This window comes from Streptomyces sp. NPDC003300, assembly GCF_040610915.1.
Classification (GTDB): domain Bacteria; phylum Actinomycetota; class Actinomycetes; order Streptomycetales; family Streptomycetaceae; genus Actinacidiphila.
On the sequence record NZ_JBEXNE010000023.1, the window covers coordinates 44,163 to 61,685 of the forward strand.

15 protein-coding genes are annotated in these 17,523 nt (G+C 70.7%); 8 read left to right on the forward strand and 7 right to left on the reverse strand.

Annotation, left to right across the window (positions count from 1 at the left end):
* Nucleotides 1–72: 72 nt before the first annotated feature.
* The 3 genes from ABZX65_RS28245 to ABZX65_RS28255 form a co-directional block, all read right to left on the reverse strand.
* Nucleotides 73–354, reverse strand: a complete 282-nt coding sequence (locus tag ABZX65_RS28245) for a hypothetical protein (protein WP_355345883.1) — start codon at nucleotides 352–354, stop codon at nucleotides 73–75.
* Nucleotides 355–563: 209 nt separating this feature from the next.
* Nucleotides 564–1,388, reverse strand: a complete 825-nt coding sequence (locus ABZX65_RS28250; RefSeq protein WP_355346071.1) for a SigB/SigF/SigG family RNA polymerase sigma factor — start codon at nucleotides 1,386–1,388, stop codon at nucleotides 564–566.
* A gap of 262 nt (nucleotides 1,389–1,650) precedes the next feature.
* Nucleotides 1,651–2,229, reverse strand: a complete 579-nt coding sequence (locus ABZX65_RS28255; RefSeq protein ID WP_355345886.1) for a helix-turn-helix domain-containing protein — start codon at nucleotides 2,227–2,229, stop codon at nucleotides 1,651–1,653.
* A gap of 162 nt (nucleotides 2,230–2,391) precedes the next feature.
* On the opposite strand from ABZX65_RS28255, the gene ABZX65_RS28260 reads away from it, so the two are divergent.
* Nucleotides 2,392–3,339 carry an SDR family NAD(P)-dependent oxidoreductase gene (locus ABZX65_RS28260; RefSeq protein WP_355345889.1) on the forward strand — a complete coding sequence of 316 codons (948 nt, stop codon included), beginning with the start codon at nucleotides 2,392–2,394 and terminating at the stop codon, nucleotides 3,337–3,339.
* Nucleotides 3,340–3,576: 237 nt separating this feature from the next.
* On the opposite strand, the gene ABZX65_RS28265 is transcribed toward ABZX65_RS28260, so the two are convergent.
* Nucleotides 3,577–4,149, reverse strand: coding sequence for a GNAT family protein (locus ABZX65_RS28265; protein WP_355345892.1), 573 nt, complete (start codon nucleotides 4,147–4,149; stop codon nucleotides 3,577–3,579).
* A gap of 465 nt (nucleotides 4,150–4,614) precedes the next feature.
* Here ABZX65_RS28265 and ABZX65_RS28270 point away from each other — a divergent pair, with 465 nt between their 5' ends.
* From ABZX65_RS28270 to glgC, 3 genes are all read left to right on the forward strand, one after another.
* Nucleotides 4,615–5,028, forward strand: a complete 414-nt coding sequence (locus ABZX65_RS28270) for a nitroreductase family deazaflavin-dependent oxidoreductase (RefSeq protein ID WP_355345895.1) — start codon at nucleotides 4,615–4,617, stop codon at nucleotides 5,026–5,028.
* A 133-nt stretch (nucleotides 5,029–5,161) separates the two neighbouring features.
* Nucleotides 5,162–6,337: a glycogen synthase gene (gene glgA / locus ABZX65_RS28275; protein WP_355345898.1), complete on the forward strand. Its 1,176-nt coding sequence runs from the start codon at nucleotides 5,162–5,164 to the stop codon at nucleotides 6,335–6,337.
* Nucleotides 6,338–6,438: 101 nt separating this feature from the next.
* Nucleotides 6,439–7,656, forward strand: a complete 1,218-nt coding sequence (glgC, locus tag ABZX65_RS28280) for a glucose-1-phosphate adenylyltransferase (RefSeq protein ID WP_355345901.1) — start codon at nucleotides 6,439–6,441, stop codon at nucleotides 7,654–7,656.
* 83 nt (nucleotides 7,657–7,739) lie between these two features.
* Here glgC and ABZX65_RS28285 read toward each other — a convergent pair whose 3' ends face one another.
* Nucleotides 7,740–10,886 carry a GH92 family glycosyl hydrolase gene (locus ABZX65_RS28285; protein WP_355345904.1) on the reverse strand — a complete coding sequence of 1,049 codons (3,147 nt, stop codon included), beginning with the start codon at nucleotides 10,884–10,886 and terminating at the stop codon, nucleotides 7,740–7,742.
* A 376-nt stretch (nucleotides 10,887–11,262) separates the two neighbouring features.
* On the opposite strand from ABZX65_RS28285, the gene ABZX65_RS28290 reads away from it, so the two are divergent.
* Both ABZX65_RS28290 and ABZX65_RS28295 read left to right on the forward strand, forming a co-directional pair.
* Entirely contained in the window at nucleotides 11,263–12,294 is a 1,032-nt protein-coding gene (locus ABZX65_RS28290; RefSeq protein ID WP_355345907.1) for a LacI family DNA-binding transcriptional regulator, read from the forward strand.
* A 191-nt stretch (nucleotides 12,295–12,485) separates the two neighbouring features.
* Nucleotides 12,486–13,652, forward strand: coding sequence for a glycoside hydrolase family 64 protein (locus tag ABZX65_RS28295; RefSeq protein WP_355346074.1), 1,167 nt, complete (start codon nucleotides 12,486–12,488; stop codon nucleotides 13,650–13,652).
* A 6-nt stretch (nucleotides 13,653–13,658) separates the two neighbouring features.
* Here the strand turns inward: ABZX65_RS28295 and ABZX65_RS28300 are convergent, their stop codons facing one another.
* The gene (locus tag ABZX65_RS28300) at nucleotides 13,659–14,555 is read right to left on the reverse strand and encodes a DUF4389 domain-containing protein (RefSeq protein WP_355345910.1); all 897 of its coding nucleotides are present in this window, start codon (nucleotides 14,553–14,555) and stop codon (nucleotides 13,659–13,661) included.
* A 269-nt stretch (nucleotides 14,556–14,824) separates the two neighbouring features.
* On the opposite strand from ABZX65_RS28300, the gene ABZX65_RS28305 reads away from it, so the two are divergent.
* The gene (locus tag ABZX65_RS28305) at nucleotides 14,825–15,148 is read left to right on the forward strand and encodes a plasmid stabilization protein (protein ID WP_355345913.1); all 324 of its coding nucleotides are present in this window, start codon (nucleotides 14,825–14,827) and stop codon (nucleotides 15,146–15,148) included.
* Nucleotides 15,149–15,244: 96 nt separating this feature from the next.
* Here the strand turns inward: ABZX65_RS28305 and ABZX65_RS28310 are convergent, their stop codons facing one another.
* Entirely contained in the window at nucleotides 15,245–16,069 is an 825-nt protein-coding gene (locus ABZX65_RS28310) for an aldo/keto reductase (RefSeq protein ID WP_355345915.1), read from the reverse strand.
* Nucleotides 16,070–16,464: 395 nt separating this feature from the next.
* Here ABZX65_RS28310 and ABZX65_RS28315 point away from each other — a divergent pair, with 395 nt between their 5' ends.
* Nucleotides 16,465–17,511, forward strand: a complete 1,047-nt coding sequence (locus ABZX65_RS28315) for a LacI family DNA-binding transcriptional regulator (RefSeq protein ID WP_355345918.1) — start codon at nucleotides 16,465–16,467, stop codon at nucleotides 17,509–17,511.
* The last annotated feature ends 12 nt before the right edge of the window (nucleotides 17,512–17,523 follow it).

The window sequence follows — 17,523 nt, forward strand, 5'->3', positions numbered from 1 at the left end:
CGCCCCCGCGGCGCACACCGGCCCGTCCGCGACCCCCGGCCTTCCGGCCACGGGGCCGCGGACGGGCACCGATCACACGGCCTCGCCGCCCACCGGCTGCCGAAGGACCAGTCGCAACGCGTAAGCGGGCTCCGTCTCCTGGCGCGCCCAGCCGACCGAGGCGACCGTGTAGGAGGGCCCCTCGCGCAGCCAGTCCGTGGCGGCCTGGAAGAGCTCCGCGGCGTCGCCACCGGCGAGGATCAGCACCCCGTCGTCCTCCACCGTCACCCACATGTCGACATGGCTGTTCACGAACGCGCCCGCCCGGTCGCGCAGTTCGTCCGACACCGACTGGCTGTCACTGGCAATGGTCATGGACCGCACCCCTTCGTCATCCGTCATCCGGATCCCTCATCCCGCAATCGTCAACTACCCCTCGCATTCCCCGTTCACTGTCCGTCACACACTTCACGTGTCGCGCAATCGACGGGGGAGCGGTACGGGCGGGCGTGAACGGCTGAGGGGCCTCCCGGTCCGGGAGGCCCCTCAGCCGTTCGTCGTGCTCGCTGCCTGCTTCCGGCTGCCTACTTCTGCGTCATCAGGCCCGCGCGCAGGCCGGCGATGGTGCGGCTCAGCAGCCGCGACACGTGCATCTGCGAGTAGCCCAGCTCCTCGCCGATCTGCGCCTGCGTCATCTCCTCGCCGAAGCGCATCTGGAGGATCTGCCGGTCGCGCTCGGGGAGCTTGGCGATCAGCGGGGCCAGGCTCTGGAAGTTCTCGATGAGGTCCATCGCGTAGTCGCACTCGCCGAAGGTGTCGGCCAGCGTGCGGCCCTCGCCGTCACCGCCGCTCTCACCGTCGTTGTACGGCGTGTCCAGCGAGCCCGCGGTGTAGCCGTTGGCGGCGACCAGGCCCTCGATGACCTCTTCCTCGGTCAGGTCGAGGTGCGCGGCCAGCTCGGCCACCGTCGGGTCGCGGTCCAGCACCAGCGCGAGCGCTTCCTTGGCCTTGCTCAGCTCGACGCGCAGCTCCTGGAGGCGGCGCGGCACGTGGACGGCCCAGGAGGTGTCGCGGAAGAACCGCTTCATCTCGCCGACGATGTACGGGATGGCGAAGGTGGTGAACTCGTTCTCCCGCGACAGGTCGAACCGGTCGATGGCCTTGATCAGGCCGATCGTGCCGACCTGGACGATCTCCTCCATGTCGGTGGCCGGCCGGTTGCGGTAGCGCCCGGCGGCGAAGTGCACCAACGAGAGGTTCATCTCGATCAGCGTGTTGCGGGCGTACTGGTATTCACGGGTGCCCTCCTCGACGGCCTGGAGCCGGTCGAAGAAGAGCTTCGACAGCGCCCGCGCGTCCTTGGGGGCTACCGCCGTGGCGTCGTCGATCCGCGGAAGTTCACCAATCAAGCCGCCCTCGGATCGCGGTGATGCCTCAAGCGTCGCCGTTTCGTACGCGCTGTCCGACTGCTGAACCTGTGTGGTCACGTCATCGCCTCGCCTCGGTAAGACTGTCCACAAGCCGCTTGCCCGCTGTCGAACGTCCTATGCCAACTTTTTTTCGAGCAATTTTTCCGGGCCCCGAACGGGTCCGAGCGGCGGCCTGTTTCGCGTCCTCGTCCGTGTTCTGCCGGGTCCCGTCGCGCGTCCCGTCTCCGGCCGCGCGCCGCGACTACTGCCCCGCACGGTAGCGCAATCCGTCCATGAGCAGGTCCAGCAGGCGTCCCGCCTGCGCCCTGCGCTCCGGACCGGCCGCCGACAGCGCCACCCCGCCGAGCCCGACGAGCACGTCTTCGGGGTCGGCGTCCGCCCGCAGCGTCCCGGCCTCCGCGCCCGCCCGCAGCAGGGTGCCGACCGCGCCGAGCAGCGCCTCACGGCTGTGCGCGAAGGGGTCGCCGCCGGACGCGATCACGGCGCGCAGCGCGTCGGCCATGCCGCGCTTGGTCGTCATGTAGTCGATGAAGTGGTCCATCCAGGCGCGCGCCGCCACGTCGGGGGGAGCGGCGGTGAGCAGCCGGGGCGCGGCGTCGCACAGCCGGGTCAGCTCGTTGCGGTACGCGGCCTCGACCAGCGCCTCTCGGGTCGGGAAGTTCCGGTAGAGCGTGCCGATGCCGACCCCCGCGTCCTTGGCGATGGCCTCGAGCGTCACCTCGGGCCCGTCGTGGGCGAACGCGCGCACGGCGGCGGCCAGCAGCCGGTCGCGATTGCGCTGCGCGTCGGCGCGCAGGGGGCGGGGTGAGGTGCCCGGCACGGTGTCTCTCCTCGGTGGGACGCGGATCGTCGGGGTACGGGGGCCCGGCGAATTTGCAAGCGGAGGTTCCTCCACTTACGGTGGATCTGAGCGGAGGTTCCTCCGGTTTTTATCGTACCGGCAGTGCCATGCCCTCCGCGCTACCGAGGAGACGCACGGATCATGACGTCAAACCCCCTCATCACCACCCCCTTCACCAGGGAGTCCACTGCCGCCGACGTGCTGGCGGGCATCGATCTGGCCGGCCGCCGCGCCGTCGTGACCGGTGGCGCGTCCGGTATCGGTGTCGAGACCGCCCGCGCCTTGGCCGCCGCCGGGGCCGAGGTGACGCTGGCCGTACGGGACGCGGAGGCAGGCCGGCGGACCGCCGAGGACATCACGAGGACCACGGGGAACGAGCAGGTGCGGGTCGCTCCGCTCGACCTGGCCGACCAGGCGTCCGTCGCCGCCTTCGTCGCGGACTGGCAGGGCCCGCTGCACATGCTGGTCAACAACGCCGGAATTATGGCCTCGCCCGAGATGCGCACCCCGCAGGGCTGGGAGATGCAGTTCGCCACCAACCACCTGGGCCACTTCGCCCTGGCCACCGGCCTGCGCCCGGCGCTCGCCGCGGCGGGCGGCGCCCGCGTGGTCGCGGTCAGCTCCAGCGCCCATCTGCGCTCGCCCGTGGTCTTCGACGACATCCACTTCCGCGAGCGGCCGTACGAGCCCTGGTCCGCGTACGGCCAGTCCAAGACCGCCAACGTGCTGTTCGCCGTCGAGGCCACCAAGCGCTGGGCGAGTGACGGCATCACCGCCAACGCGCTGATGCCGGGCGGGATCAGGACCAAGCTCCAGCGCTACGTGTCCGACGAGGAGCTGAACCGGCTGCGCGCCGAGCGCGGCCCCGACCTCCCCCGGTGGAAGACCCCGGAGCAGGGCGCGGCGACCTCGGTGCTGGTCGCGGCCTCTCCGCTGCTCGACGGCGTCGGCGGCCGGTACTTCGAGGACTGCGACGAGGCGGCGGAGAACCGGCCCGGCGCCCCCGACGGCGTCGCGGCCTACGCCCTCGACCCGGAGGCGGCGCGGCGGCTGTGGGAGGTGTCCGTGGCGACCCTGGCCGCCGGATAGCGCGGCGGGGGCATCTCCGGGGACAACGGTGGGGACATCTCCGGTGGCATCGGCGGGACATCTCCGGGAACGCACGGAGACTTCCGTATATACGGTGGCGCCGCGGTACGTCACGCACCGCGGCGCCCGGCCGATGGCCGCTCACCCGCGCTTCTGACCGCCTTCGCGCCCGGTGCGGTCGGGGTCGGTGGTGCACCCGCCTTTACGGCAGTTCACGTCGGAGCATGACATCGTGGATCACCTCCTCTCGTCCGGCTCGGTCCCCGGCAGGTCGCCGGGGACGCAGTCCAGCAGGAGTTTGTCGACGCGCCTGCCCTGCCACAGCGCGGCGCTGCGCAGCCGCCCGGCGTCACGGAAACCGGCCTTGAGGTAGGCGTGCACCGCGGCGGTGTGCGGAGCGAGTACCTCCAGCCACACCGCGCTCAGCGACGCGATGGTGAAAGCCCAGTCGAGGGTGAGTGCGGTGGCCTCGGCGGCGTAGCCCAGGCCGCGGTGCTCCGGGGCGATGACAAGGGTGTACTCGGCGCTGTTGACCGCCTGGTCGACGCTCAGCGCGGTGGTCCCGACCGGAATGCCACTGTCCGTGGTGATCACTTCGAAGAGTTGGTAGTGGGTGGAGGTATGGCCACTGTGGAAACGAGCCTGGAAGACTTCCCAGGACACCGGCCAGCGGGCCCCGAATCCGACGACGGTCGCCGGATCGGTCTCCCACCGGTGGTAGTCCTGCATCATCTCTTCCCTCGCCAGTGCCAGCGCCAACCGTGCCCCGCTGCGCAGCGGAACGGGTGCGGCGGAGCGGCTGTTGGTCATCACGCGCGGTCTCTCCTCCGTGTGCCCTGTCCGGCTCCGGACAGCCGTCCGTAAAGCGTCATTCCACTTTCCGCGTCACCTGGGCAGATCCGCTGTATTGGCCATCGCCCGGTGGGCCGTGTGCTTGCGCCCCCGGCACGCGGGCGGCCCGGCCGGCCCCGGCGCACGTCGGCCGGGCGGCTCGCCGGATCTGGCGGGAAAACGATGCACCTGTTCCGCGCACGCCCGCCTGCGCGTGCCCCTGCGTCGTACGCGGTGTGGGTGACCGGTGTGACGCGTGGTCCAGTGCGATCCGGACGATTTCCCGCAGAACGGCCGCACCGCCGTCCGAGGCCCGCGCGACGCACGCCCGTTCGGGGGAATGCCGGGCCAGGGGCTCGCGTTCGCGGATACGGAGAACGGGCCGGCCGCTTGGCTAAGGTGACCGGTGGGACCCGTATTGACCACATCTGTCAGGAGCGGTGAATGAGCGACGGCGACGACTTCAATGCCCGGATCACGGCCGAGTTCCGGGCCAACCACGGGAAGGTCGGCGGCCCCTTCGAGGGCGCGCCGATGGTGCTGCTGCACACCCGCGGCGCCCGTACTGGCATCGAGCGCGTCAACCCGCTGATGTACATGGCCGACGGGGACCGCTATCTGGTGTTCGCCTCGAAGGGCGGCGCCGACACCCACCCCGCCTGGTACCTCAACCTCCTCGCGCACCCCGACATCGACATCGAGATCGGCGACGAGACCATCCCCGTGCACGCCGAGGAGCTCAAGGGCGCCGAGCGCGACGAGAAGTACGCCGAGCAGGCGTCCCGCTTCCCCGGCTTCGCCGACTACCAGAAGAAGACCAGCCGGGTCATCCCGGTGATCGCGCTCAGCCGCCGCTAGGACCGCGCGCGGCGGGTGCGACCTGCCGTCGGACCGCGCGGGCGGCGGAATTACGTCAGGCTCCCGCGCGGTAGGCCGCGTCCAACCGGGGAAGGCAACAGGGGCACACGGTTGTCGACGGCAGGAGGTCTCGGTGAAGGTGGGTCTGTTGACCCGGGAATATCCGCCGGATGTATACGGCGGAGCCGGGGTCCACGTGGAGTTCCTGGCCCGTGAACTGCGCTCATTGGTGGATGTCGCCGTGCACTGCTGGGGCGAAGGGGCGGACAGCCCCGACACGGGGGTGACCCGGCACCACGCCCCGTCCACGCTCGACGGCGCCAACGACGCGCTGCGCACCTTCTCCGTCGACCTGGCCATGGCCGCCGGTCTTCAGGGCCGCGACCTCGTCCACTCGCACACCTGGTACGCCAACCTCGCGGGCCATCTGAGCAAGCTGCTCTACGGCATACCGCACGTGCTCACCGCCCACTCGCTGGAGCCGCTGCGGCCCTGGAAGGCGGAGCAGCTCGGCGGCGGCTACGCCCTGTCGAGCTGGGCCGAGCGCACGGCGATGGAGTCGGCCGACGCGGTGGTCGCGGTCTCCGACGGCATGCGCGGCGACATCCTGGGCTGCTATCCGGCGCTCGACCCCGACCGGGTGCACGTCATCCGCAACGGGATCGACACCGCCACTTACCGCCCCGACCCGCGCACCGACGTGCTCAGCCGGATCGGCATCGATCCGCAGCGCCCCTACGTGCTCTTCGTCGGCCGGATCACCCGGCAGAAGGGCGTGCCCCATCTTCTGCGGGCCGCCCGCGAACTCGACCCGTCCGCGCAGCTCGTGCTGTGCGCGGGAGCGCCGGACACCCCCGCGCTCGACCGCGAATTCCGCGCGCTCTTCGACGAGCTGAACGCGGTACGCGACGGCGTGCACTGGATCCCGGCGATGCTGCCACGCCCCGCCGTGGTCCAACTCCTCACCCACGCCGCGGTGTTCGCGTGTCCTTCGGTGTACGAGCCGCTGGGCATCGTGAATCTGGAGGCGATGGGCTGCGGCACACCTGTGGTCGCCTCCGCGGTCGGCGGCATCCCCGAGGTCGTCGAGGACGGCGTCACCGGGCTGCTCGTGCCCTACCGCGAGGAGGACCCCGCCGCGTTCGAGGCGGGACTCGCGCGGGCGCTCAACCGGGTGATCGGCGACCGCGCCGAGGCGGAGCGGATGGGGGCGGCGGGCCGGGACCGCGCGGTGCGCGAATTCGGCTGGGACACCGTGGCACGGCGTACGGCGGAGCTGTACGCGTCGGTGCTGGCGCAGGGCCGGTAGGCGGAGTGAGCCGGTGAACGCCGGAACACGGGACCGGGATCAGGCACGAGAACGGCACGAGGAGCAGATATGAGCGGCAGAGACGACAAGGGGGGGTCTCGATGCGTGGAGGACCTTCGGTACTGGGCATAGTGCTGGCCGGTGGCGCGGGAAAGCGGCTGATGCCGCTGACCGCCGACCGGGCCAAACCAGCGGTGACCTTCGGCGGCACGTACCGCCTGGTCGATTTCGTCCTGTCGAACCTGGTGAACGCGGACATCCTGCGGATCTGCGTGCTGACGCAGTACAAGTCCCACTCGCTCGACCGCCATGTGACCACCACCTGGCGGATGTCCAGCCTGCTGGGCAACTACGTGACGCCGGTACCGGCACAGCAGCGGCTCGGCCCGCGCTGGTACCTCGGCAGCGCGGACGCGATCCTTCAGTCCCTCAATCTCGTGCACGACGAACAGCCGGACTACATCGCGGTGTTCGGCGCCGACCATGTGTACCGGATGGACCCCCGGCAGATGCTGGCGCAGCACATCGAGCACGGCGCGGGCGTCACCGTCGCGGGAATCAAGGTGCCCAGAGCCGACGCGGCGGGCTTTGGCGTGATCTCGCCCGCCGCCGACGGCATACAAGTGGAACGCTTCCTGGAGAAACCCCTCGACCCGCCGGGGCTGCCCGGCGACCCCCAGCATGTCTTCGCCTCGATGGGCAACTACCTGTTCAGTACGAAGACCCTGATCGACGCCCTGCACGAGGACGCGGAGGACCCGCAGTCCGTGCACGACATGGGCGGCAGCATCCTGCCCCGGCTCACCGACCAGGGCGTCGCCCAGGTCTACGACTTCGACAACAACCACGTGCCGGGCGAGACGGCCCGCGACCACGGCTACTGGCGCGACGTCGGCACGCTGGACGCGTACTACGACGCGCACATGGACCTGATCTCCGACCAGCCCGCCTTCAGCCTGCACAACCGGCGCTGGCCCATCTACACCCATTCCGGGCAGCTCCCGCCCGCCAAGATCGCCGCGGGCGGCATCGTGGGCGAGTCGGTGGTGAGCCCCGGCTGTGAGATCCGCGGGCAGGTCACCCGCTCGGTGCTGTCGCCCGGCGTGGTCGTGGACACCGGCGCCGTCGTCCAGGGCTCGGTACTGCACGACAACGTACGGGTCGGGCGCGGCGCCATCGTCAGGGGCGCGGTGCTCGACAAGAACGTCGACGTGCCGCCGGGCGCCACCATCGGCGTCAACCCGGACCGCGACCGCGAGCTGTACACGGTCTCCGCGGCGGGGGTGATCGCGCTGGGCAAGGCCCAGTTGGTGCTCTGACACGCACCGCCCGTCCGCGGAACGGCGGCCACCCCTCGCACCGAGGGGTGGCCGCCGTTCCCGTGCGGCCGGGGGAGCGCCGCCTAGCTGCCGTACACCTCCAACTCGTAGACCCGCGCCGCCGGATCGGTGTTCTGGGTCGGCGTGATCACGCTGAGCCGCACATAACGGGCCGTGGCGCTCACCGCGTTGGTCGTGGAGTCAGCGGTGTTGCCGCGGACCTGGGCGACGGTGGTCCAGGTGCTGCCGTCGGCGGAGACGGCGAGGTCGAAGTCCTTGGTGTTCCAGCTCGGGTCCTCACCGCCCGCCCCGGCGTGCCGGACGGTCAGCGAGGACAGGGCGTGCGAGGCGCCGAGGTCGACCTGGAGGGTCTTGGTGCCCGACACCTTCGAGCACCACTTGTCGCTGTTGCCGCCGGTGTAACTGCCGTTGACCGCCTTGTCGGGCGTCTCGGTGGTGCCGCACGCGTCGGAGCCGGTCGCGGTGCGGCCGAGCGCGAGATCGGCCTGGCCGCCGCCGTACACCTCCAGTTCGTAGAGCCTGGCGGCCACGGTCGAGCCGGCCGCGTCGTTGACCGGCGAGGAGATGGCGACCTTCACATAGCGGGCCTGGCGCGCCGAGACCGGGTGGTAGGTACGGCTGGAGCGCGAGCCCGTGACGGTGGCCGCGGTGGTCCAGTTGGCGCCGTCGGTACTGGTCTGGATGGTGAACGCGGCCGTGTTCCAGCCGGTGTTCTCCCCGCCGAGCCCGGCGTGCTTGAGCACGAACGACGACACGGTCTGCACCGAGCCGAGGTCCACCTGGAGGGACGGATTGGCCACCGTGGAGCACCACTTGCTGTTGTCCTTCAGCGTGCCGTCCACGGCCTTGTCACCGGACTCCGCGGTCGCGCACGGCGCCGAGGCCGTCACCGGCTTGCCCTTGGCCAGGTCCGTGCCCAGTTCGGGCGCGGCCGGCACCGGGGTCGCTCCGTCGGTGAAGGAGGGCGGGACGTCGCCCGCGCCCGTTCCCCAACTCGCGCTCGGCGTACCGCCCATGGTGAAGTTCAGTGTCCCGCCGCCCGCCACGTCCGGGTAGCGCAGGTAATTGTGGCTGGTGGCCGTCCCGTTGACGCTGACGCCCTGCACGTAGCCGCCGCTGCCCGAGGAGTTGATGGTGATGTTGCCGCCGGGCCGCTGGAGCAGCACGGACGGGAACTGCGGGCCGTGGATCGCCAGCGTGTCCGCGCCGGGCGTCGCCGGGTACACCCCGAGCGCGGCCCACACGTACCAGGCCGAGGTCGCGCCCAGGTCGTCGTTGCCCGGCAGGCCGCCGGGACCGGTGGTGTACGACTCGGTCATCACCTTGCGCACCGCGTCCGAGGCGCCCGCGGGGTCACGCGCGTAGTTGTACGCCCACGGCACACCGTGCTCCGGCTCGTTGCCGATGTAGTAGTACGGCAGGCTCTGGCCCGCGTTGACCTGCGTGAAGTGGTGGTCGAGGCGCTGCACCGCGGTCTGCCGGCCGCCCATGTCGTTGATCAGGTCGGAGAAGTCGTACGGCACCATCCAGGTGTACTGCGACGCGTTGCCCTCGGTGAAGTTGTTCTGGCTGGCCGGATTCAGCGGCCACGCCCAGCTCCCGTCGGAGTTGCGCGGCTGCGTGTAGCCGGACTCGGTGCTGTACGTGTTGCGCCACCACTGCGCGCGCGTCATGTGCGTGGAGTAACTGGACGTGTTCCCCAGCGCCTTGGCGAACTGCGCGACCGCGAAGTCCGACGCGGAGTATTCGAGGGAGTCCGAGGGCGCGCCGGGCAGATAGTGCAGGTTGGTGTACGTGCCCTGATTGCCGCGGATCGGCGAGCCCTGCATCGTGCCGCCGTTGGACGCCTTCTCCATCAGCGACAGCGCGCTCGCGGTGTCGAAGTCCCTGGCCCCGAAGGCGTAGAGACTGCTCACGATGATCGGACCCGGATCGCCCGTCATCACGAAGTCCTCGTTGGTCTGCTGCGACCACTTCGGCAGCAGACCGCCCTGCTGCCCGTCCAGGACCATCGACTTGGCGATGTCGCTCGCCTCGGTCGGCGCGATCAGCGCGACCAGCGCCGCCCAGGACCGGTAGATGTCCCAGCCCGAGTAGTTCTGGTAGACCGGCCGGGTCGAATTGTGCACCGCACCGTCGAAGCCCCGGTAGTCGCCGTTGACGTCACTGGAGACGTTGGGGCTCTGGAAGACGTGGTAGAGCGAGGTGTAGAACTTCTTCAGGTCGGCGGTCGCGCCGCCGGTGACCTGCGCCCGGTTGAGGATCTGGTTCCACGAGGTGTCGGCGGCCGTGCGCACCGCGCCGAAGTCCCAGCCGTTGTTCTCCGCCACCACGTTGGCCTGCGCGTTCGCCACGCTCACGTAGCTCAGCCCGACCTTGAACTGCACGGCCGCGTTGCCGGTCGTGTCGAAGGTGACGTACGCGCCGGTGTTGGTGCCGCTCGCGCCGGACGAGCCGTCGGTGACCGTGCCGCCCGACCAGGTGCCGTGCCCGGTCGGGGCGCGGTCGAAGCGGATGTCGAAGTAGATCTGGAAGGTCTTCGTGGAGCCGCAGAAGCCGCCCGCGGTGACGCTGCCGGTCACTTCGGAACCGTTGACGTTCACCGTGCCGTTGCGGTTGCCCGTCGCGCTGCGGCTGGTGTTGATCAGCAGCCGGGACGACGTGGACGAGGGGTAGGTCAGCTTCCCCATGCCGGTACGGGTGGTGGCCGTCAGCTCGACATTGGTCGCGTACTTGTCCAGCCGGTTCTTGTAGTAGCCGGGAGCGGCCGACTCGTTCGCCTTGGTGTAACCGGACGCGTAACTGGTCCAGTTGGTGCCCGGTGAGGTGCTGACCGCGCCGGTGACCGGCATCAGCGGCAGGTCCTCGTTGTTCGGGCAGCCCGCGCCGTCGAAGTGCGTGAGGCTGAAGTCCTCGATCGAGGTGTCGGAGTAGCGGTAGCCGGAGGGCGAGGCCGTCGGGGTGTCGGGGCTGAACTGCACACCGCCGAACGGCACCACCGCGCCCGGATACGTGCTGCCGCCCGCGCCGCCCGGCACGGGGTTGGGGGCCGAGCTGTCGTCGGTGCCGACGAACGGGTCGGCGTACTGCGTCAGCGGCAGCGTCGCGGCGTGCGCGGGGGCCGCGGCCAGGCCGCCGACGCCGAAGGCGGCCAGTAACAGGGCGCTCGCGGCGCCGACGGTTCTGATGCGGAACGGAGTGGGGGGCACGGAGGAGACCACCTTCTCGCGGAGGCGGCGCGCCGTCGTCCTTGCGGGCCGCCTCGGGGCACGGGGGGCTGCGCGAAGTGCATGTGAACGTTACCAAGCAGAACCGAATTGTTGAGGTGTACCTGACTGGATGTCAAGGGTGCGGACCAGGCCGGGACATCGGGTGTTTCCGGCCGTACGAGGCCCGTGCGGAGCCGCCGACGAGGTCCACGCGAAAGCGGCGTGACGATGCGTCGGGTCGAACGCGCGAGGGCCTGACATTTTGTGAACGTTACCAAGCACTCCACCACGGACGATGGTTGTCCGCGCCGTGGCCTGACATCATCGACACCAGCCCGTACGGCGGTCGGCCCGAAGCACGCCGAGGAGGAGGCCCGTGAAGCGCCCGACGATGAAGGACGTGGCCCGGACCGCGGGGGTGAGCCCCATGACGGTCTCCCGCGTCGTCTCGGGCGAGCCGGGCGTCTCGCCGGACACCGCCGCCAGGGTCGAGCGGGCGGTCAGGAAGCTCGGTTACCAGCGCAACGACAACGCGCGCAATCTGCGCCAGAAGAACCTCGGCACCTCCACCATCGCGCTCGTCGTCGACGACCTCGCCAACCCCTTCTACGCGCTGATGGCCCGCTCGGTCGAGGACGAGGCGCACCGCCGCGGCTACGTCGTGCTCGTCGGCAGCACCAACGACGAACCGCGGCGTGAACGCGAGGTCATCGCCGCCTTCACCGCCCGTCAGGTGGACGGCTTGATCATCGTGCCGACCAGCGGCGGCCACGGTTTCCTCAAGCAGCCCATGGAGGGCGGCACCCAGGTGGTCTGCGTGGACCGGCCCGCCAAGGGCCTCGCCGTGGACACCGTCACCGTCGACAACCGCGCGGGCGCCGAACGCGCGGTCAGCCACCTGCTCGGCCACGGCCACACCCGTATCGCCTACCTGGGCGACCGCTACGGCATCTGGACCCAGCGGGAGCGCCACCTCGGCTACCTCGACGCGCTGGCCGCGCACGGCATACCCGAGGACCCCGACCTCGTCCGGCACGAACTGCGCTCGCACCGCGAGGCGCGCGGCGCGCTCGCCGGGCTGCGCGCCCTGCCGGACCCGCCGACCGCGCTGTTCGCCAGCAACGACCTGATCACCATGGGCGTGCTCGACGGCCTCGACCACCCGGCCCCGGTGGCCATCGTCGGCTTCGACGATCTGCCGCTCGCCGAACGGCTCAGCCCGCCGCTGACCGTGGTCAGCCAGGACCCGGTGGCCATCGGCGGCACGGCGGCCAATCTGCTCTTCGCCCGGATCGGCGGCGACCGCTCCGCACCCCGCTCCGTGGTGCTGCTGACCCGTCTCGTGATCCGCGGCTCCGGCGAATTCCGCGGCCTCCGGTCTCCCCAACCCGCCCCGGATCAGCGGTGATTACCGTCAGCAGCGGAAGTCCACTGTCGCGTCATTGACATGCACACCATTCCCCATCAGGGTGAGAGCGCTCTCAGAACCGCTGCGGAGGAACGGATTCCGCGATGTCCGGCGACGTCTGTCCTCCGCGGTGCCCCAACTGATGAGGAGTACAGAGCGTGTACATCACCAAACGGAAGCTGTTCGCACCGCTGGCCGCGGCCACGCTGATCGGCGGCGGACTGACCGCCGCGGGGCTCGCGTCGACCGCCTCGGCCTCGGTGCCGGACACCATTCCGCTCACCTTCACCAACAACTCCGGCCGCGGCGACCAGGTCTACGTCTACGACATCGGTACCAACCTCGCCACCGGAGAACAGGGCTGGGCCGACGCGGACGGCGCCTTCCACGCGTGGCCGGCCGGCGGCAATCCCCCCACCGAGGCGCCCGACGCGTCCATCGCGGGCCCCGCCGACGGCCAGTCGCTCACCCTGAAGCTCCCCAAGTTCTCCGGCCGGGTGTACTTCTCCTACGGCCAGAAGCTGGTCTTCAAGCTGACCACCGGCGGCCTCGTCCAGCCCGCCGTGCAGAATCCGGACGACCCGAACCACGACATCCTGTTCAACTGGACCGAGTACACGCTCAACGACTCGGGTCTGTGGATCAACAGCACGCAGGTCGACATGTTCTCCGCCCCCTACGCGGTCGGCGTGAAGACCGCGGACGGGACGACGAAGACCACGGGACACCTCAAGCCCGGCGGCTACAACGGGTTCTTCGACGGCCTCAAGGCGCGGCCCGGCGGCTGGGCGGGCCTGGTCGAGACCGCGCCCGACGGCAGCGTCCTGCGCGCGCTCGCGCCCGGCCACGGCATCGGGTCCGGCGCGCTGCCCGCCTCGGTGATGGACGACTACATCAACCGGGTCTGGGACAAGTACAGTTCCTCGACCCTGACGGTCACGCCCTTCGGCGACCAGCCGGACACCAAGTACTTCGGCCGGGTCTCCGGTGACGTCATGAACTTCACCGACTCCTCGGGCGCGGTCGTCACCAGCTTCCAGAAGCCGGACTCCGACAGCGTCTTCGGCTGCTACAAGCTGCTGGACGCGCCGAACGACCAGGTGCGCGGCCCCATCTCCCGTACGCTGTGCGCCGGTTACAACCGCACGACGCTGCTGACCAACTCCGAGCAGCCCGACGCGGACGCGTCCGGCTTCTACCAGGACGCGGACACCAACCAGTACGCCCGCGAGATCCACGAGCAGATGGCCGACGGGAGCGCGTACGCCTTCGCCTTCGACGACGTCGGCAACCACGAGTCGCTGGTCCACGACGGCGACCCGCAGGAGGCGTCGATCACGCTCGACCCGTTCGACTGAGCCGCGTCAGCGGCCCGGTGGGGTGACGACGACGGCCGCGGCGGCGGGTGCTGCCGCGGCGTTGTCGTCGTTGTTCCCGTTCCAGTCGGTCACGGTGTCGCCGACGATGTGGCCCGCGAGACCGACCGCCAGGAAGACCCCGACGAGGACCTTCGCCGCGGTGCTCATCAGCAGCGGCCGGGTGGCGGAGGCGAGGGCGCCGGGAACGGCTCCGGGCACCGCCCCGTAGGTGTCGCCCGGCACGGCGCCCGGCATGCCCGGCCGCACCGCGCCCGGTACGGTCCCAGGCGCGTCGCCGTCGCCGAAGAGCCGCTTGGGGTAGGCGGAGGTCAGCAGGAGCACGTAGGCGCTGAACCGCATGCTGTAGCGCAGCGTCGCGGCGCTCGCCTCGAACAGCGGCCGGGGCATGCGGCCGAGCACCAGCGTGATCAGCCAGATGATGAAGGCGAGCGCGTACCAGCCGGAGGTCACCAGGCCCTGCACGATGCCGGCCGGGATCATCAAGATGATGCGGAAGAACACCGCGAGCCGGTTCAGCGGCCCCGGCCGCAGCTCGATCCGCACCGGATAGTGCTCGGCGGGCCGCAGCGCGAACGGCGGATACCGGTCGACCAGCAGCATCGCGCTGGCGTGCACACGCGTCTCGTACGCCAGGAACGCGCCGAGGTAGCGGGCCACGCCCTCGGGCAGGTGCCCGGTGAACAGCGCGGCGAACCAGCCGACGATGACGGTGAAGAACGCGCCGACGCCGAGCACGAACACGACGATGAACTGCGGGATCAGCAGCAGCCAGCGCAGCAGCACCGTCAGCCGCCGCTGGCGGCCCGGGTCCGGCATGTCCAGTTCCGGCAGCCACTCCACCGGCTCGGCCCCCTCGGGCCTCGCCCACATCGGTTGCGTCATGCCCGGCGCTCCGTCCCGGGGCGTCCACGAAGACGCCCTCGTGGACGAACCTCGCAGTACGGGGCACCCCTCGCATGTCCAGCAGGGCGGCCGGGTGACGCCCGGACGGGCCGCACCGCCGTGCGGGCGCTCCCGCGGGCGGTGACCATGGAGCGCGAAGGGGGGCTTCCGTGTAGGCCCGCACGTGCCGGGCAGGCGCGGGAACAGGGGCGCCGCGGGTGACCCGCGGGCGCCGCCGCAGCGATGACGACGACCGAGAGGTGCGAGCCATGCCCAGGGGATCGAGTGCCAAGCGCGAGCGCCAGTACGAGCACATCAAGGAGAGCGTCGAGGACCGCGGCGGGTCCGAGAAGCGGGCGAAGGAGATCGCGGCGCGCACCGTCAACAAGGAGCGCGCCCGCTCCGGCGAGGCGCGCACCGCGAGCCGCAGCTCCACCCACGACATGTCGTCGGGCCGCCGCGGCGGCCTGCGCTCGCACTCCGGCGCGCAGGGCCCGACGAAGGAACAGCTCTACAACGAGGCCAGGCAGCGGAACATCAAGGGCCGCTCGTCGATGACGAAGGCGGAGCTGTCCAAGGCGCTCGGCCGCTGACGCCCGTCCGCTGACGGCCGCCGGACGTCGGACGACTCGGGTTGAGGTCCAGGTCCCGGTCCAGGTCCCGGTCCAGGTCCCGGTCCGGGCTCGGGCTCAGTTGAAGGTGTCCGGGTCGGGGCCCGTGCGCTCACCGCGGTCGAGTGCGGTGATGGCGGCCATGTCGGCCTCGGGCAGTTCGAAGTCGAAGAGCCGGAAGTTCTCCTCGACGCGGGCGCGGGTCACCGACTTCGGGAAGACGATGTCGCCGCGCTGGATGTGCCAGCGGAGCGTGACCTGGGCGGGCGTGCGGCCCAGCCGTTCCGCGGCGGCCACCAGCACCGGGTCCTTGAGCACGTTGCCCTTGGCGATCGGGGACCACGCCTCGGTCGCGATCTCGTGCTCGGCGTTGAAGGCCCGTACGTCGTCCTGCACCAGGTACGGGTGCACCTCGATCTGGTTGACCGCGGGGACGACCGTGCACTTCTGGAGCAGGCGGCTGATGTGCGGCGGCTGGAAGTTGGACACCCCGATGGCCTTGGCGCGGCCCGAGGCGTAGATCTCCTCCAGCGCCCGCCAGGTCTCGGTGAAGTCGCCCACCGCGGGCCTCGGCCAGTGGATGAGGAAGAGGTCCAGATACGGCGTGTCCAGGTCATCGAGCGAGCGGGCGAAGGCCGTGAGGGCGTCGCCGTACGCGTGGTAGGAGTTGTCGAGCTTGCTGGTGACGAAGACCTCCTCGCGCGGCAGGCCCGATGCGCCGACGGCCTGGCCGACTTCCTTCTCGTTGCCGTACATCTCGGCGGTGTCGATGTGGCGGTAGCCGATCTCCAGGGCGGTGGTGACCGCCTCCCGGGTGTCCTTCGGCGGGATCTGGAACGTCCCGAAGCCGAGCTGGGGGATGGCGACGCCGTTGTTGAGCGTGAGAGCGGGCACAGCAGACATGTGCGCGACTTCCTTGCGTGTCTCGGCGGATGATTCCCGGTGGAGCCGCCTGACCTGCGGCGACGAGCCCGGAGTGACAGGGCGGCCTTCACCCACCGTAACTTCTGCCGACGTATCCGGCCTGCCGACGGCAGACCCCGGCGCGCGGACCCTGAGCGGGTCATGAGGGGCGCCCAGCCGATACGACCGGACGACGGGGGGGATGCCGCCGGCCGTATCGGCTTGTGAGGCGGGGGGGTGCCTCAAAGGTTCGGGTGCCCGGGTCCCGCACCGCCAAACACCCCGAATCCGGGAGCGGGCCGAATTCGCTTCGGAGAGCGCTCTCTCGGGAGGGGTGTAACCCGTTACGCTGTGCCTGTTCCGTGCCACGCCGCCCCGCGTGAAGGAGACGTCCCTTGTCCGACCCGAGCTTCGCGCCGCGTCCTACGCTGGAGGCCGTCGCCGCGCGGGCCGGGGTGTCGCGTGCCACCGCCTCACGGGTGGTCAACGGGGGAGCGGGAGTACGGGGACCGCTGGTGGAGCGGGTGCGCAAGGCCGTGGACGAGTTGGGGTATGTGCCGAATCAGGCGGCGCGTACGTTGGTGACGCGGCGCAATGACGCCATCGCGGTGGTGGTGGCCGAGCCGGAGACGCGGTTCTTCACCGACCCGTTCTTCGCGCAGCAGGTGCGCGGGATCAGCAAGGAACTCACCGCGCGGGACAACCAGTTGGTGCTGCTGCTGACCGAGGGGGCCGCGGATTACGAGCGGGTCGGCCGCTATCTGGCGGGCGGTCACGTGGACGGCGCGCTGATCTTCTCGCTGCACACCGACGGTTCGCTGCCCGTGCTCTCCAGCAGGGGAGACGTGCCGATCGTCATCGGCGGCCGTCCCACCTGGTCCGATCAGGAGTCCGGCCGCCGCGCCCTGTACGTGGACTGCGACAACCGGGGCGGTGCGCGGGACGCGGTACGGCACTTGCTGGGCATCGGCCGCCGCCGGATCGCCCACATCGCGGGGCCGCTCGACCAACTGGCGTCGGTGGACCGGCTGGACGGGTTCCGTGACGTGCTGCCGGAGACCGACCCGCGGATGATCGCCGAGGGCGACTTCACCCCGGAAGGCGGCGCCCGCGCCATGGCCGAACTCCTCCAGCGCTGCCCCGACCTGGACGCCGTCTTCGCCGCCTCCGACGTCATGGCCTCCGGCGCCCTGCGCGTCCTGCGCACCTCAGGACACCGCGTCCCCGACGACATCGCCGTCGTCGGCTTCGACGACATGGTCTCCGTCGCCGAATGGACCGACCCGCCCCTGACCACCGTCCGCCAGGACATCGAGGAAATGGGCCGCCTCATGGCCCGCCTCCTCCTGCGCGCCCTGGAGCCCGCGCTGGCCGCCGAGGCCGTTCCGGCGCTGTCGTCCATCGTCACCCCGACCCGGCTGATCGTCCGCGCCTCCGCCTGAGGCCGCCGGACC